The 14,178-nt window shown below is 66.4% G+C and carries 12 protein-coding genes and 1 pseudogene; 6 read left to right on the top strand and 7 right to left on the bottom strand.

Features of this window, described 5'->3' with window-relative positions:
- Position 1 precedes the first annotated feature (1 nt).
- Positions 2-1,345 carry an alpha-hydroxy acid oxidase gene (locus ACKAE7_RS09995; protein ID WP_308422250.1) on the top strand — a complete coding sequence of 448 codons (1,344 nt, stop codon included), beginning with the start codon at positions 2-4 and terminating at the stop codon, positions 1,343-1,345.
- Positions 1,346-1,401: 56 nt separating this feature from the next.
- On the opposite strand, the gene ACKAE7_RS09990 is transcribed toward ACKAE7_RS09995, so the two are convergent.
- Positions 1,402-2,007 carry a metalloregulator ArsR/SmtB family transcription factor gene (locus ACKAE7_RS09990; protein ID WP_190614305.1) on the bottom strand — a complete coding sequence of 202 codons (606 nt, stop codon included), beginning with the start codon at positions 2,005-2,007 and terminating at the stop codon, positions 1,402-1,404.
- Between the two features lie 153 nt (positions 2,008-2,160).
- Here ACKAE7_RS09990 and ACKAE7_RS09985 point away from each other — a divergent pair, with 153 nt between their 5' ends.
- Positions 2,161-2,664, top strand: coding sequence for a hypothetical protein (locus ACKAE7_RS09985; RefSeq protein WP_188812526.1), 504 nt, complete (start codon positions 2,161-2,163; stop codon positions 2,662-2,664).
- A 10-nt stretch (positions 2,665-2,674) separates the two neighbouring features.
- Here the strand turns inward: ACKAE7_RS09985 and ACKAE7_RS09980 are convergent, their stop codons facing one another.
- Positions 2,675-3,886 carry an acetoin utilization protein AcuC gene (locus ACKAE7_RS09980; protein ID WP_188726799.1) on the bottom strand — a complete coding sequence of 404 codons (1,212 nt, stop codon included), beginning with the start codon at positions 3,884-3,886 and terminating at the stop codon, positions 2,675-2,677.
- Between the two features lie 104 nt (positions 3,887-3,990).
- On the opposite strand from ACKAE7_RS09980, the gene ACKAE7_RS09975 reads away from it, so the two are divergent.
- Positions 3,991-5,424: a TrkH family potassium uptake protein gene (locus tag ACKAE7_RS09975; protein WP_188812524.1), complete on the top strand. Its 1,434-nt coding sequence runs from the start codon at positions 3,991-3,993 to the stop codon at positions 5,422-5,424.
- The gene (locus tag ACKAE7_RS09970) at positions 5,417-6,103 is read left to right on the top strand and encodes a TrkA family potassium uptake protein (RefSeq protein WP_188812522.1); all 687 of its coding nucleotides are present in this window, start codon (positions 5,417-5,419) and stop codon (positions 6,101-6,103) included. The genes ACKAE7_RS09975 and ACKAE7_RS09970 overlap by 8 nt, the downstream gene beginning before the upstream one ends.
- 74 nt (positions 6,104-6,177) lie before the next feature.
- Here ACKAE7_RS09970 and proC read toward each other — a convergent pair whose 3' ends face one another.
- From proC to ACKAE7_RS09945, 5 genes are all read right to left on the bottom strand, one after another.
- Complete coding sequence (proC, locus tag ACKAE7_RS09965; RefSeq protein ID WP_191036180.1) at positions 6,178-7,011, bottom strand: pyrroline-5-carboxylate reductase; 834 nt, start codon at positions 7,009-7,011, stop codon at positions 6,178-6,180.
- 273 nt (positions 7,012-7,284) lie between these two features.
- A complete protein-coding gene (locus tag ACKAE7_RS09960; RefSeq protein ID WP_188726793.1) occupies positions 7,285-8,274 on the bottom strand; it encodes a Ppx/GppA phosphatase family protein in 990 nt (329 codons plus the stop codon).
- 7 nt (positions 8,275-8,281) lie between these two features.
- Positions 8,282-8,701 carry an SseB family protein gene (locus ACKAE7_RS09955; protein WP_174177147.1) on the bottom strand — a complete coding sequence of 140 codons (420 nt, stop codon included), beginning with the start codon at positions 8,699-8,701 and terminating at the stop codon, positions 8,282-8,284.
- A 50-nt stretch (positions 8,702-8,751) separates the two neighbouring features.
- On the bottom strand, positions 8,752-11,478 hold the full coding sequence (gene topA, locus ACKAE7_RS09950) for a type I DNA topoisomerase (RefSeq protein ID WP_190614312.1): 2,727 nt from the start codon (positions 11,476-11,478) through the stop codon (positions 8,752-8,754).
- A 136-nt stretch (positions 11,479-11,614) separates the two neighbouring features.
- The gene (locus ACKAE7_RS09945) at positions 11,615-13,276 is read right to left on the bottom strand and encodes a methyltransferase (protein WP_408979064.1); all 1,662 of its coding nucleotides are present in this window, start codon (positions 13,274-13,276) and stop codon (positions 11,615-11,617) included.
- 63 nt (positions 13,277-13,339) lie between these two features.
- Here ACKAE7_RS09945 and ACKAE7_RS09940 point away from each other — a divergent pair, with 63 nt between their 5' ends.
- Both ACKAE7_RS09940 and ACKAE7_RS09935 read left to right on the top strand, forming a co-directional pair.
- A complete protein-coding gene (locus tag ACKAE7_RS09940; protein WP_408979063.1) occupies positions 13,340-13,816 on the top strand; it encodes a hypothetical protein in 477 nt (158 codons plus the stop codon).
- 50 nt (positions 13,817-13,866) lie between these two features.
- Positions 13,867-14,178: pseudogene (locus tag ACKAE7_RS09935) on the top strand (hypothetical protein); the annotation flags it as partial.

Raw genomic sequence — 14,178 nt, 5'->3', positions numbered from 1 at the left:
CATGACCCACACCATCCAGCCCAACAATCCCGAGGCAACGCCTGCACCCGATGCCACTGACATCCCGGCGGCAGCACAACCCAAGCCCTCCCCCGCACCCGCCGCTTCCGGCGTGCCGGCAGCCCTGAAGCGCCGGATCCCCAAGTACTCGGACCTGGCCCCGCTGATGCAGTTCAAGAAGCCCGAGTTCAGCAAGGAAGCCCGGCTCAAGCGGGCCAGCACCATCTGGGAACTCCGCGACATCGCCAAGCGCCGCACCCCGCAGGCACCGTTCGACTACACCGACGGCGCCGCCGAAGGGGAAATCACCCTCCGCCGCGCAAGGGAGGCATTCCTGGACATCGAGTTCCGGCCCGGCATCCTGCGCAACGTGTCAAAGATCGACCTGAGCACCGAGATCCTGGGCAAGCCCTCCCGGCTGCCCGTGGGCATCGCCCCCACCGGCTTCACCCGGATGATGCAGTCCGAAGGCGAGTACGCCGGATCCCAGGCCGCGGAAGCCGCCGGAATCCCCTACACCCTTTCCACCATGGGCACTGCGTCCATCGAGGATGTGGCGGCCGCAGCGCCGAACGGCCGCAACTGGTTCCAGCTGTACCTCTGGACGGACCGCGACCGCTCGCTGGAGCTGATTGAGCGGGCCGCCAAGGCCGGCAACGACACCCTCATGGTCACCGTGGACACCGCCGTGGCCGGCGCCCGCCTCCGCGATGTCCGTAACGGCATGACCATCCCGCCCGCGCTGACCGTCAAAACCGTCCTGGACGCCTCCTACCGGCCCGCCTGGTGGTTCAACTTCCTCACGCACGAGCCGCTCACGTTCGCGTCGCTGTCCCGCTACACCGGGACCGTGGCCGACCTCATCAACTCCATGTTCGATCCCACGCTGACCTTCGAGGACCTGGACTGGCTGCGCGAAACCTGGAAGGGCAAGCTGGTGGTCAAGGGCATCCAGACCGTCGAGGATGCCCGCCGCGTCGTCGACCATGGCGCCGACGGCGTGGTCCTCTCCAACCACGGCGGCCGCCAGCTGGACCGGGCACCCATCCCGTTCCACCTCCTCCCCGAGGTCAAGCAGGCCTTCACCGCAGACAACAGCGACGCCGCGATTATGCTGGACACCGGCATCATGAGCGGCGCGGACATCGTGGCTGCCCTCGCGCTGGGTGCCGACTTCACGCTGATCGGCCGCGCCTACCTGTACGGCCTGATGGCCGGGGGCCGGGCAGGCGTTGACCGCACGCTGCAGATCCTCGAGAAGGACATGGCCCGCACCATGGCCCTGCTGGGCGTCAGCAGCATCTCCGAACTGACCCCGGAGCACGTGCGCCTGCTCAACAAATAGACCCCCAACCAGGTAGCAGTAAGTGTCGTTTTGAGCGCTCAGAACGACACTTGCTGCTACTTACTTTTGCGGCCGAACTTCGGCAGGGTGGGGAGGTTCGCCAGGAGGTCGGCGGCCTTGGTGGCGGCACGCCCCACGGTCCTGCCGATCTGCTGGGGCACGCTGTCATCGCTCAGGGGCGCCGTGGTTCCGCCGGGAATGACGACGGCGGGACTCAGCTCGGCGCCGTCGCGCGCCAGGACACCGGCGGACACAGCCTCGGCCGCCACAGCGCCGGCAGTGGCGGCCTTCTGGTGCGCGGGTGCCTCCTCGGTGGTGGTGGGGGAAGCCTGTTCCTGGCTGCTTTCAGCAGCAGCGGCGTGCACGGGCGCCCGGCCGGCTGCTTCCGCTGGCGCCGCCGCGCCGACGTCGAGGGTTTCAAGCCAGGTGGCGATGCCCTCCAGCGGTTTGCGGTTGAGTGCGTAGTAGCGCTTCTGGCCCTGAGCCCTCATACTCACTAGCTGGGCTTCGCGAAGGACTTTGAGGTGCTTGGAAATGGTGGGCTGGCTCGCCGCCAGTTCCTCCACCAGTTCGCCCACGGCCTTGTCTCCGGAGCGGAGGGAAACCAAAATGTCACGCCGGGTCGATTCCGCTATGACGGCAAATACGTCGTCTGTCACCATGCCTCAACCCTAGCGACATATACGCCGAAAGGCATCAACTATTTCGGCCCGTATCCGAACGCCATTGTCCAGGTTCTTCCGCGGTGCTAGAACGGTTCCAGGGTTGCCCCGGGTTCCCGGTCAGCAGCCAGAGTGACCTGAGGAGTGGGTGGCATGGATGTCCTCCGCCAGCAACTGTTCAACATCATCGCGTTCGTTTTCCTGGGCCTCTTCGTCGCCGTGTGGGGCTCCGTGCTGCTGCGTGTGGGGTTCTGGGTGCCTGACGGCAGGACTGTGGCGCCGCCCCTCAATGGAGCCCTGGTCACCGCGGCCGGCGTCCTGGCCACATCCTTGAGTTCCCTTACGGCATCTGCGCTGGGTTTTACCATCGCCGAGGTCCGCCGTGACGAGTCTGAACAGGATGCCCGCCGGACATCAGGGCCCGGGGCGCCGGGAAGCTCCACTGCGGTCAACCCGTCGGACGTCACCGCCAGGCTGTCGGGGAGGATCGTCGCAGCCATCATCGTTTACCTCGCCGTGGGCCTGGCCGTCCTGCTGCTCTGGCTCGCCAAGGGAACCGCGTCCACGGACCTGATCGGGGCCTTCGCGTTATCGCTGCTGGGATGGCTCATCGGCGCGGCGGGCGTGGTGTTCCAGACGGAGAAGCGGAACACCTGAAGGCAACGCGTCAGTCGAACCAGGGGTCGAGTCCGTGGAGCGGGAACACGGATTTCCGGGTTGCCATCACCGTCCGGTCCACGGCGTCATTGGGATCGAATCCGACCTCCCACGACCGCCACCAGAGCTCCACATCGTCACTCATCAGCTCCGGCGCGGAGGATCCGAACTTCTCCTGGACGTAGTCACGCCAGTCCTGCGGGACCGGCGTGCGCAGCGGCACGGGCCGTCCGGCCGCGATGGCAATCAGGTGGCTCCAGGACCGCGGGACCACCTGGAGGACGTTGTAGCCGCCGCCTCCCGTGGCGATCCAGCGGTTGTCGCAGTGACGGGCTGCAAGGTTCCCGACGGCGGAAGCGGCCTCCCGCTGCCCGTCAACGCTGAGGTTGAGGTGCGTGAGGGGATCCAGGCGGTGGGAGTCGCAGCCGTGCTGGCTGACAATCACCTCCGGCTGGAAGGCGGCCACCAGCTGCGGGACCACGGCATAGAAGGCGCGCAGCCAGCCGGCGTCCCCCGTTCCCGAGGGCAGTGCGACGTTCACGGCCGTCCCCTCCGCCTGCGGACCGCCGATCTCGTTCGCGAACCCGGTGCCCGGGAACAGCGTCAGCCCGCTCTCGTGCAGCGAAACCGTGAGGACGCGGGGGTCGTCCCAGAAAATACTTTCCGTTCCGTCCCCGTGGTGCGCATCGACGTCGATATACGCCACCCTGCGGATGCCGCCGTCGAGCAGCTTCTGAACGGCAAGTGCAGCGTCGTTATAAATGCAGAACCCGCTGGCCCGCTCGCGGGAGGCGTGGTGCATGCCCCCGCCGAAATTGATGGCGCGCAGGGCTGAACCGTCCAGGATCCGGGAGGCGGACAGCAGCGAAGCTCCGGCCAGGCGGGCCGCTGCCTCGTGCATTCCGGCAAAAGCGGGGTCGTCCTCGGTGCCCAGGCCACGGGCCTCGTCAGGCTGGCCGGGATGTGCGCTGACCTTTTTTACCGCCGCTACAAACTCGGGGGAATGCACGGACTCAAGGTCGGCGTCGTCCGCCACTCCCGGCGCCTCCACCGCAACATGCTCCAGGTCAAACAACCCAAGGGTGGCCGCCAACCGGGCTGTCAGGTCCATGCGCTCCGGCGCCATGGGGTGGCCCGGGCCGAAATTGTAGGCGGTCATGTCAGAACTCCACGCCACCACCGTTGGGGGCGCGGGCAAGGTGAGGCCCGGCAGGTATGTCATCAATCACAGGCTACCTGAGCGCGGCACCCCTCCTGCCCAGTCATGACGCATGCATTAGTGGTTTACTACTGGGGGAAGCAGTTTCTACCGAGGAAAAGCCACACATGACGCAAAGCCAGTCGAGGCCCCGTACCCCGGCCAACTGGCATCCCGCAGGGCAGGAGCGGGAAGGCCTCTGGATCCTTACGCGGCTGCGGGACTTCGTCGACGACATTGCGAATACCTCGCCGGCCCGGCTTGCCCTGACGGTGTTCGCCGCCGTCTGCCTGCTCTTCACGTTTCTCCTCTCGCTGCCGGCCTCATCAGCGGACGGTAACGTCACTCCCCTCCACCAGGCCATGTTCACAGCGGTGTCCGCCGTCTGCGTTACGGGCCTCACGGTGGTTACCACTGCCGTTCATTGGTCCTTCTTCGGCCAGCTGGTTATCCTCATCGCGATCTTCATTGGAGGCCTTGGCACCCTGACACTCGCGTCACTGCTGGCGCTGATGGTGAGCAAGCGGCTGGGCGTCCGCGGAAAGATCATTGCGGCAGAGTCCATGAACAACGCCGGGCGGCTGGGCGAAGTGGGAACACTCCTGCGGATCGTCATCACCACATCGGTGGTGATCGAGGCCGTCCTGGCGCTTGTCCTCATCCCCCGGTTCCTGGTACTCGGTGAGAGCTTCTGGGGCGCTGTCTGGCACGGCTTTTTCTACGCGATATCCTCGTTCAACAACGCAGGCTTTACTGCGCACGCGGACGGAATCGTTCCATTCGCGAGCGACCTGTGGATTCTAATTCCCATCATGTCTGGTGTGTTCCTTGGCAGCCTGGGGTTTCCGGTTGTTATGGTCCTGCTCCAGAACGGGCTCAACTGGAAAAAGTGGAACCTGCACACCAAGCTGACAATCGAAGTGTCCCTGATCCTCTTCGCGGCGGGCAGCGTCCTTTGGGCGCTGATGGAATGGGACAACCAGCGCACCATCGGCACCATGGGCATCGGTGACAAGGTCCTGCACTCGGTCTTCGCTTCCGTCCAGATCCGTTCCGGCGGCTTCAACCTCGTGGATCAGAACCAGATGGAATCCACCACCATGTTGCTGACCGACGCCCTGATGTTTGCCGGCGGAGGCTCCGCGTCGACGGCCGGCGGCATCAAAGTGACAACCATCGCCATCATGTTCCTGGCAATCGTGGCGGAGGCCCGGGGCGATGCCGATGTGAAGGTCCACGGCCGTACGATCCCGCAGGGTGCCATGCGGGTGGCAATTTCGGTGATCGTAGCCGGCGCCACCCTGGTCTCGGTAGGCTCGTTCCTCCTGCTGAACATCAGCGGGGCGCCCCTTGACCGCGTGCTGTTCGAAGCGATTTCCGCTTTTGCTACCTGCGGTCTAAGTACGAACCTCAGCGCCGAGGTGCCGCCGGCAGGAGCATACGTCCTGACTGCCCTGATGTTCATGGGGCGTGTTGGTACAGTAACCCTCGCCGCCGCCCTCGCCCTGCGGCAACGCAGGCAGCTGTATCACTACCCGGAAGAGAGGCCCATCATTGGCTAGTTCCCCAGATGCCCCGCGGCGCCCAGCACACAACGCGCCAGTCCTGGTCGTTGGGCTTGGCCGGTTCGGATCGGCAACGGCCGAACAACTGGTGAAGCAGGGCCGCGAAGTACTGGCCATCGAGCGCGACCGGAGCCTCGTCCAAAAGTGGGCCGCTACCCTGACCCACGTGGTGGAGGCCGACGCCACCAACATCGACGCACTCCGCCAGCTGGGCGCCCAGGAGTTCAGCTCGGCCGTGGTGGGGGTGGGCACGTCCATCGAATCCTCGGTGCTGATCACAGTCAACCTCGTGGACCTTGGCATCGAGCACCTCTGGGTCAAGGCCATTACGCCCTCCCACGGCAAAATCCTCACCCGCATCGGAGCCAACCACGTGATCTACCCGGAGGCCGACGCCGGTGTCCGGGCCGCGCACCTGGTCTCCGGCCGGATGCTGGACTTCATCGAGTTCGACGACGACTTCGCCATTGTGAAGATGTATCCCCCGCGCGAAACGGTGGGATTCACGCTGGACGAGTCCAAGGTCCGGTCCAAGTACGGCGTGACGATCGTCGGCGTGAAGTCGCCGGGTGAGGACTTCACCTACGCCCGCCCGGAGACCAAGGTTTCCTCCCGGGACATGCTGATCGTGTCCGGCCACGTGGACCTGCTGGAACGGTTTGCAGCCCGGCCCTAGTTTCCGAGTTTTTGTCCAGATATGCAGGCTTGAACGATGGTTAAGTCCGCATATCTGGACAAAAACTCCGTGAGTCAGCCGAGCTGCCTGGTGATCTCGGCTGCCCGCTCCGCGGCGGCGCGGGCGCCGGCGGCAATAATGGCGGGCAGGCCGCGCTCGTCGAACGTGGCGATGGCCCTCTCGGTGGTGCCGTTCGGGCTGGTTACGGCTTTGCGCAGTGCGCTCGGATCGGCGCCGGGTTCGGCCAGCATAAAGCCGGCTCCGGCCACTGTTTCCCGGGCGAGGAGAAGCGACAGATCCGGGTCCAGGCCAAGCTCACGGCCTGCTGCGGCCATCGCTTCAGCCAGGTAAAAGGCGTAGGCCGGTCCGGAGCCGCTGATCGCCGACAGCGCGTCCACCTGTTCCTCGGGGACCTCCACCACCGTTCCCGCGCCGTGCAGGACGTCCTTGACCCTCTGGAGCTGGCCCGCGGTGCAGTTGGTGCCCGGCGAGACCGACACCACGCCGCGGCCCAGCTTGGCCGGTGTATTGGGCATGGACCGGATGACCGGCTGCCCAGCCGGCAGTGCCGCCTCAAGCTGCGCAATGGATACCGCCGCGGCCACGCTGACCACCACCGTGGTGGGCGCGAGCGAGCTGCTGATCTCCCGTGCAAGTTCCGTAATGCCAACAGGCTTGACGCCAAGGATCACGACGCCGGATCCCTTGGTTGCCTGCTTGTTGTTGTCCGGCTCCTCTTCCCCCGCGATTGCGGTCACCCCGTGGTGCCGTTCTGCCAGCTCGGCGGCGCGCTCTGCCCTCCGGACGGTAGCGACGACGTCCGCCGGATCCGTTCCGGATTCCAGCAGGCCACTCAGAATTGCTTCGTTCATGGATCCACAGCCAAGGAATGCGATTCGGTTGCTCATGGCTCCATCATTACAGTTCGGCCGGGCAGGCGCAGAAAACCATGACCCGGGACGGACACGAAAATGGTGGGAACTCCCCGAAATCCATTCACAGGTGGCTCCCATGTTGGGTGCAGGTGCCTCACAACTTGGCGCCCTAACGTAGTTATTACCTCATTGAGGGTGCGAGTGATGCGGCAGGGATGGGGATCCCTGCCAGGATACCGGCGTTTGGCAACAGGTTTTCCCCCATTTTCCTGTTGCCGGCGCCGGTATTTCCGCTTTAAGGGGTTTTTAGACTGCGGCTTCGACAGCCTGCGGCGGCGCCAGGTGGGGGGCCAGCTCCAGCGGCCCGGAAAATACCAGCTGGTCCAGCCGGCGAAGGATCAGGCCTTCGCGCAAGGCCCACGGGCAGATTCTCAGCTTCTTGAATTTGAAGAGTTCCAGAGCTGCCTCCGCCACGAGCGCTCCGGCCAGCAGCTGGTGGGCGCGGGCTTCCGAGACGCCCGGCAGGTGCAACCGGTCCTCGACCTTCATGGCCGAGATGCGCTGCGCCCAGACCCCCAGGTCCGAGGCCTGCAGCTCGCGCTTGACGTAGGGGCCGGCCGCGCTGGGGGCGGCCCCGGCGATCCGCGCCAGGGAACGGAAGGTCTTTGACGTTCCCGCCACCACGTTGGCCCGGCCCAGCCCGTCGAACTCCCGGACCGCAGGCTTGAGGGTAGCCCGGATGTACCGCCGCAGCTCCTTGACGCTTTTGGCCGACGGCGGATCTTCGGACAGCCAGTCCCGCGTGAGCCGGCTGGCACCCAGCGGAACGGAAGTGGCCACCTCCGGAAGCTCGTCCTGGCCGAAGGCCATCTCAAAGGAGCCGCCGCCGATGTCCAGGTTCAGGATGGGACCGGCGCCCCACCCATGCCAGCGCCTGACGGCGAAGAAGGTCATGGATGCTTCTTCGCTGCCGGTGAGTTCCTGCAGGGTGACGGTGGTTTCGTGCTTGACGCGGGCCAGGACCTCGGGGCCGTTGGTTGCCTCGCGGATGGCTGACGTACAGAAGGCCAGGAGGTCCTCGGCCTTGTGCCTGGCCGCAAATTCCCAGGCTTCAAGGACGAACTCGGTGAGCTCGTGCTGGCCTGCGTCGTTGATGCTGCCGTCCGGCTCCAGGTACTGGACCAGGGACAGCGGCCGTTTGTGCGAGGCGAAGGGTACCGGGCGCGCGCCGGGGTGGGCATCCACCAGGAGGAGATGGACAGTATTGGACCCGATATCGAGGACGCCTAGCCGCATGGTGCCATTATTGCTCGTCAGCCCGCTTGAAGTCGCGCTTGATGTTGGCCACGCCTTCGGGGTTGATCTCGAAACCGTAGGCTGCGCCCGGGTTGATGACCATTCCCAGTTCGTCGCCGATGTTGGCGATGATGGCCGCGCCCTGGGTTCCCAGCACGTTGGGAGCAGCTTCGAGGTACTGCTGGTCCACGCGGCTGGGGTGCGAGAAGACGGCGAGGACGGGATCGCCGTCGGCGTTGCCCAGGACCAGGGGCTCCACCTGGGAGTCCTCGCCCTCGATACCGTCCGAACTGATGATGTAGACCTCACTGTTCAGGAAGGACAGGATGACGTCTACCGGGCTGGCGTCAGGCTGCCCGCCCTTGGCGAGCTTTTCCTCGAGGTCGTTGAGGGGCTGGAGATCCGTGTGCGCTGGCTGTTCAGTCATCCCACTACCCGATCACGATCCAGTGCCCCATGCAAACCCCGTAACAGCCGCTACTTCTTCGCGGTGGCCTTCTTCTTGGCCGGAGCCTTGCGGGTGGACGTACGCTTCACCGGACCCTTGGCACGCTTCTCCGCCAGCAGTTCCACGGCCTGTTCGCGGGTCAGCTCCTCCAGTGAGGTTGCCCGCGGAACGGTGATGTTGGTGATCCCGTCCGTGATGTAGGGGCCGAAGCGGCCTTCCTTCACCACGATGTTCTTCTCCGACACCGGGTCCGGGCCGAACTCAGCCAGTGGCGGGACGGCGGCCCGGGCACCGCGCTGCTTAGGCTGGGAGTAGATCTCCAGCGCCTGGTCCAGGGTGATGGTGAAGATCTCTTCCTCGGAGCCGATGGACCGGGAGTCGGTCCCCTTCTTGAGGTAAGGACCAAACCGGCCGTTCTGCACCGTGATGAGGTTGCCTTCGCCGTCCTCGCCCAGGGCGCGGGGCAGGCTCATGAGCTGCAGCGCCTCGTCCAGGGTGACCGACTCCACGGTCATGGACTTGAACAGCGAGCCGGTGCGGGGCTTGGCCTTGACCGGCTTCTTCGGCGGCTTGGGCTTGCCGTTCTTGTAGTACTCCACCGGCTGGGCGGCGATCTGTTCCTCGGTCATCTCCGGGATGACCTCGGTGACGTAGGCGCCGTAGCGGCCGTTCTTGGCAACCACCGTGTGCCCGGTGTGCGGATCGGTGCCCAGCACCCGTTCCTCGGGGGCTGCGGTTTCCATCAGCTCAATGGCCTTGGCAGCGGTCAGTTCGTCCGGAGCCAGGTCCTCGGGCACGTTGGCGCGGGGCGACTCCACAATCTCCCCGGTCTTCGGGTCAACAGTGGCGGCCGAGCTTTCCAGGTACGGGCCGAATTTGCCAACCCGGAGCGTGATCTCATCGGTGATGGGGATGGAGTTGATTTCGCGGGCGTCGATCTCGCCCAGGTTGTTCACGATGCTCAGCAGGCCCGGGTCCGAGTCTTCACCGAAGTAGAAGTGGCGGAGCCAGGAGGCGCCCACGGCCTGGCCGTTGGCGATCTTGTCCAGGTCGCCTTCCATGTCCGCGGTGAACTCGTAGTCAACATAGTCGCTGAAGTGCTGCTCCAGCAGGCGGATCACCGAGAAGGCGATCCAGCTGGGGACCAGCGCAGAACCCTGTTTCCGGACGTATCCGCGGTCCTGGATGGTGGAGATGGTGGAGGCGTAGGTGGACGGGCGGCCGATGCCCCTCTTCTCCAGCTCAGCCGTCAGTGACGCTTCGGTGTAGCGCGGCGGCGGTGAGGTTTCGTGGCCCACTGCCAGGATCTCGGAGGCCTTGAGGGCATCACCCTTGGCCACGTTGGGCAGCCGGCGGGCGTCGTCGGAGTCGTCGTCTCCGCGGGTCTCGTCCTTGCCTTCCTCGTAGGCGGCGAGGAAGCCGGGGAACGTGATCACGGTGCCGGAGGCCGAGAACTCGGCATCCCGGCCGTCCGCAGCGACGGCACCCAGCCGGATGGTCGCCGTCGAGCCCTTCGCATCGGCCATCTGGGACGCGACGGTGCGCTTCCAGATGAGTTCGTACAGGCGGAATTCGTCGCCCGAGAGCTGCTTGGCCACCTGGGCCGGGGTGCGGAACGAGTCGCCGGCTGGGCGGATGGCCTCGTGCGCCTCCTGCGCGTTGGCTGCCTTGCCGGTGTACACGCGCGGTGATTGCGGGATGTACTCCGGGCCGTACAGCTCGGACGCCTGGCGCCGCGCGGCGGTGAGGGCTTCGTCGCTCAGCGCGGAGGAGTCCGTACGCATATAGGTGATGTAGCCGTTTTCGTACAGCCGCTGGGCCACCTGCATGGTGCTCTTGGAGGAGAAGCGCAGCTTGCGTCCCGCCTCCTGCTGCAGCGTGGACGTGGTGAAGGGCGCAGCCGGGCGCCGGGTGTACGGCTTGGTGTCCACGGACCGGACAGTGAACGACGCGTCCTGCAGCCCTGCCGCCAGGGACGCAGCCAGTTCCTCGTTCAGGTGGGCAACGTTCTTCGACGTCAGGACGCCGTCGTCGTTGAAGTCCCGGCCGCTGGCAACCTTGGCACCGTCCACGGCGGCGAGCTTGGCTTTGAAGGAGCCGGCGTCGGCGCCGAACTGGCCCGTGAGGTCCCAGTAGGAGGCGGCCTTGAAGGCCATCCGCTCGCGTTCGCGGTCCACCACCATGCGGGTCACCACGGACTGCACGCGGCCGGCGGACAGGCCGCGGGCCACCTTGCGCCACAGCACCGGGGAAATTTCGTAGCCGTACAGGCGGTCCAGGACGCGGCGGGTCTCCTGGGCGTCCACCAAGGCTGTGTCCACGTCGCGCAGGTTGCCCATGGCGCGCTGGATGGCTTCCTTGGTGATTTCGCCGAACGTCATCCGGTATACCGGGACCTTGGGCTTGAGCACTTCCAGCAGGTGCCACGCGATGGCCTCGCCCTCGCGGTCCCCATCGGTTGCGAGATAGAGTTCGTCGGCGTCCTTGAGCGCGGCCTTGAGCTCAGTCACCTTTTTCTTCTTGTCCGCGGACACCACGTAGTAGGGCTTGAAGTCGTGGTCAATGTCGACGGCGAACTTGCCCACCGACGTTTTCTTCAGCTCGGCGGGGAGTTCGGACGGCTGCGGCAGGTCCCGGATGTGACCGATGGAGGCCTCTACGATGAAGCCCTCGCCGAGGTACTTGGCGATGGTCTTGCTCTTGGCCGGAGACTCCACAATCACGAGTTTCTTGCCGGTTTTGGCCTTGCTTGGCACGGTGCTCCTACAGAAAAAGGTTGCTCGGGCAGATGCGCCCATACTGGCCTAGTTCACCATATTTTGCAGAAATGTGCGCATCCATGTGGAAAAGAAGGGGGTTCTGCCGGGCGCCGTCGGCGCCTTGCTCCGTGCCTTATCCGGCGGCGGGGATCAGGAAGCCGTCCCGCACCAAGTTGGCCACATCGGTGAGCAGCCCGCCCCGGAAGGAACCGGCGTCGAACCCGTCCGCCCCCACCATCCCGCCGCCGAGCAGCGCCTCCAAAGCACCGGCAATCTGCCCGGCGGAAAGGTCACCGTCGCAGGCCGACACGAAGCCTGCCAGCTCGGTACTCAGCAGGTTTGTCCGGCGCAGGCCTGCGCCCTGCCGGAGCAGGATCACGCCAGGGTGCTCCGCCCCCGGGCGCTGGTGGCGCTCCTCCGTGACGTCCTCCGCCACCAGCAGGTGCGCGTCCTCCAGGCGGTGCGCGGCCAGCCAGTCGATGCGTTCGACGGCGGCGCCCAGGTGGGGGCCGATGGGCTGCTCGATGGGGTAGGTGATTTCCTCGAACCGGGTGAACGTTGCCTGCCCGGGTGCCGCCGGCCGCCGGAGCCAGACCATGCCGAAGCCGATGCCCTCCACGTTCCTCGATTCGAAGTCCGCCAGGTAGGCGGCGTAGGCGTCCCGGTAGTGCTGCCGGTCCCGGCCCTCGGAGGCGTCCTGCAGCCACGTTTCCGCGTACTGCTCCGGCCCCACCTGCTCGCGCTGGATGAACCAGGCATCAACGCCCGAACCAGCCCAGCTTTGCGGCCGTTCCTGCCATGACGTTCCCGCCATGACCTCCCAGTTGCCTAAAAGCTGGGCTGTTCCGGAAGGGGCGAGGACGGACGGCAGGGCCCTGACGAGCGAGGAGACAATTTCATCGCCCGGCAGTCCGCCGTCGCGGTAGGTGAACTGGTCCGCGGCGTCCTCGCCTGCGCTTCGTGGTGTGATCACGAACGGCGGGTTGGACACCACCAGCCCGAATTCCTCGCCTGCCACGGGGTCCAGGAGTGAGCCCAGACGCAGGCTCACCCTGTCCTCCAGCCGGGACGGGTCAACGGACAGGGCCGCGGCGTTGAGCAGGATGTTGAAGCGCGTGAACGCAAGCGCCCGTTCGGAGATGTCCGTTGCCGTGACGTGCTCGCAGTGGTGGAGCAGGTGGAAGGTCTGGATGCCGCATCCGGTGCCGAGATCCAGGGCGCGTTCCGTATGGCGGCGGACGGTGGTCTGCACCAGGGTGGTGGACGCCTGGCCGATGCCGAGCACATGGTCGTGCCGCAGCACCCCCGCCTGCTGGTGCGCGGCCAGATCGCTGGCCACCCAGAGCTCCGCACCCCCGCTGCCGCTGTCGCTCTGACCTTCGTTCCCCTCCCACCCGTACGGCCGCAAGTCAGCTTTGGCAGCCAACAGACCCGCGCCGGGAACGGGCTCAACAAGCCCCAGCGTGAGGAGGCCGTCGGCACCGATGACCGGAAGGGCGGCGTCGAGCGTTTCCTTCGCCTGGGGCTCGGCCAGGAGCCACAGGCGGACGACGGCGGCGAGCGCCGCGTTGCCTTCGTCCTGGCGCAGTGCCCGGTCCACTGCCAGCAGGGCCGGAATGACCTGGTCCCGGTTCAGGGCAGCGGAGGCTGCGGCGCCCAGGAGCCGGGCGACGCCGTCGGGAGTGTAGTCCAGGCGCCTCAGGTCGGCGGCGAGGGCCGTGAGCAGTTCCGGGAGGTCGCTGCGGGGTGCGTCCGGGGTGTTGCCGGCGGTGAACTCGTATGGGGATTTAGGCACTGCCCAAGTTTAGTCCGGCGGGCGCCGGAGCCCGGGGCCGCCCGCACCGGGTAGCGTTGAGGCATGCCTTCGCGTCTTTCCGTCCCTCCGCGCGCCCGGTTCCGGCCCGCGCGGAGCGCCCGCCTGATGCCGTGGTCCGCCGTGTCCGCGGGTGCGGCGGCCCTTGTCCTGGCCGGGTGCTCCCCCGTTGTTTCCATCGAGAACGCGGACGTTCCGCAGTGGCAGGCCACCGCGCTGCCCCCGGTTCCGGGAGCGGTCCTTGAGGACGCCGGTAAAATCCTCAACCCGGACCGCATCATCAGGGAAGCCGTTGATGTCCCGGCGGGGCGCTACACCCTCACCGCCACGTGCGAGGGTGGCGGGAAGGCCTTCTTCGCCGTATCGCTGGACGGGAAGAAGCTGGCGGACGCCGGAGCAGCCTGCAACGGAAGCCGGGAAATGACAAAAATCACCCTGCCGGACGCCGGCACACTGGACATCAGCACATACAGCGTGGACGCACCCCTCATTTACGCCTACCGGCTGGCGCCCGCGGAATAACCGCCCTCCGTGCTCTGGCCCGCCGTCGCCTGCGGGCATACAGTCGGACTATGCCCAGTGTGCGGACAGCCTCCGCGCCATCCACCGTCCCCACGGCCCCCGATGGGGACGCACGGGTGCGGCCTGCGCGGAAGCCGGCCGCCGCCGTCGTCATTGCTGCCATGGCCGCCGGCATGGTGCTGGGCGGGTGTGAATATACGTACGACGACGGGCGGAACCTGCCAGGGCCCGTCGAGGCGGAAGGGACGCGTCTTCCCGGGCCGGTATTCACCCGCGACCCCCTGCAGAACGACCCCGTCAGCGAGGAGGACGTTGGCGCGTGGGCGGCCCGCACGCTGCCCGACACCGGGCAGCCCGTGGCC

The sequence above is a fragment of the Pseudarthrobacter sp. NKDBFgelt genome (assembly GCF_046097905.1).
Lineage (GTDB): Bacteria > Actinomycetota > Actinomycetes > Actinomycetales > Micrococcaceae > Arthrobacter > Arthrobacter polychromogenes.
Note: the sequence above shows the minus strand (reverse complement) of the source record. Positions and strands in the feature narration are given on the sequence as shown.

Coding starts and splice junctions, on each gene's coding strand:
- ACKAE7_RS09995 (WP_308422250.1), top strand. CDS start 2: ATGACCCACACCATCCAGCCCAACAATCCCGAGGCAACGCCTGCACCC.
- ACKAE7_RS09990 (WP_190614305.1), bottom strand. CDS start 2,007: ATGGTGACAGACGACGTATTTGCCGTCATAGCGGAATCGACCCGGCGT.
- ACKAE7_RS09985 (WP_188812526.1), top strand. CDS start 2,161: ATGGATGTCCTCCGCCAGCAACTGTTCAACATCATCGCGTTCGTTTTC.
- ACKAE7_RS09980 (WP_188726799.1), bottom strand. CDS start 3,886: ATGACATACCTGCCGGGCCTCACCTTGCCCGCGCCCCCAACGGTGGTG.
- ACKAE7_RS09975 (WP_188812524.1), top strand. CDS start 3,991: ATGACGCAAAGCCAGTCGAGGCCCCGTACCCCGGCCAACTGGCATCCC.
- proC (WP_191036180.1), bottom strand. CDS start 7,011: ATGAGCAACCGAATCGCATTCCTTGGCTGTGGATCCATGAACGAAGCA.
- ACKAE7_RS09960 (WP_188726793.1), bottom strand. CDS start 8,274: ATGCGGCTAGGCGTCCTCGATATCGGGTCCAATACTGTCCATCTCCTC.
- ACKAE7_RS09955 (WP_174177147.1), bottom strand. CDS start 8,701: ATGACTGAACAGCCAGCGCACACGGATCTCCAGCCCCTCAACGACCTC.
- ACKAE7_RS09940 (WP_408979063.1), top strand. CDS start 13,340: ATGCCTTCGCGTCTTTCCGTCCCTCCGCGCGCCCGGTTCCGGCCCGCG.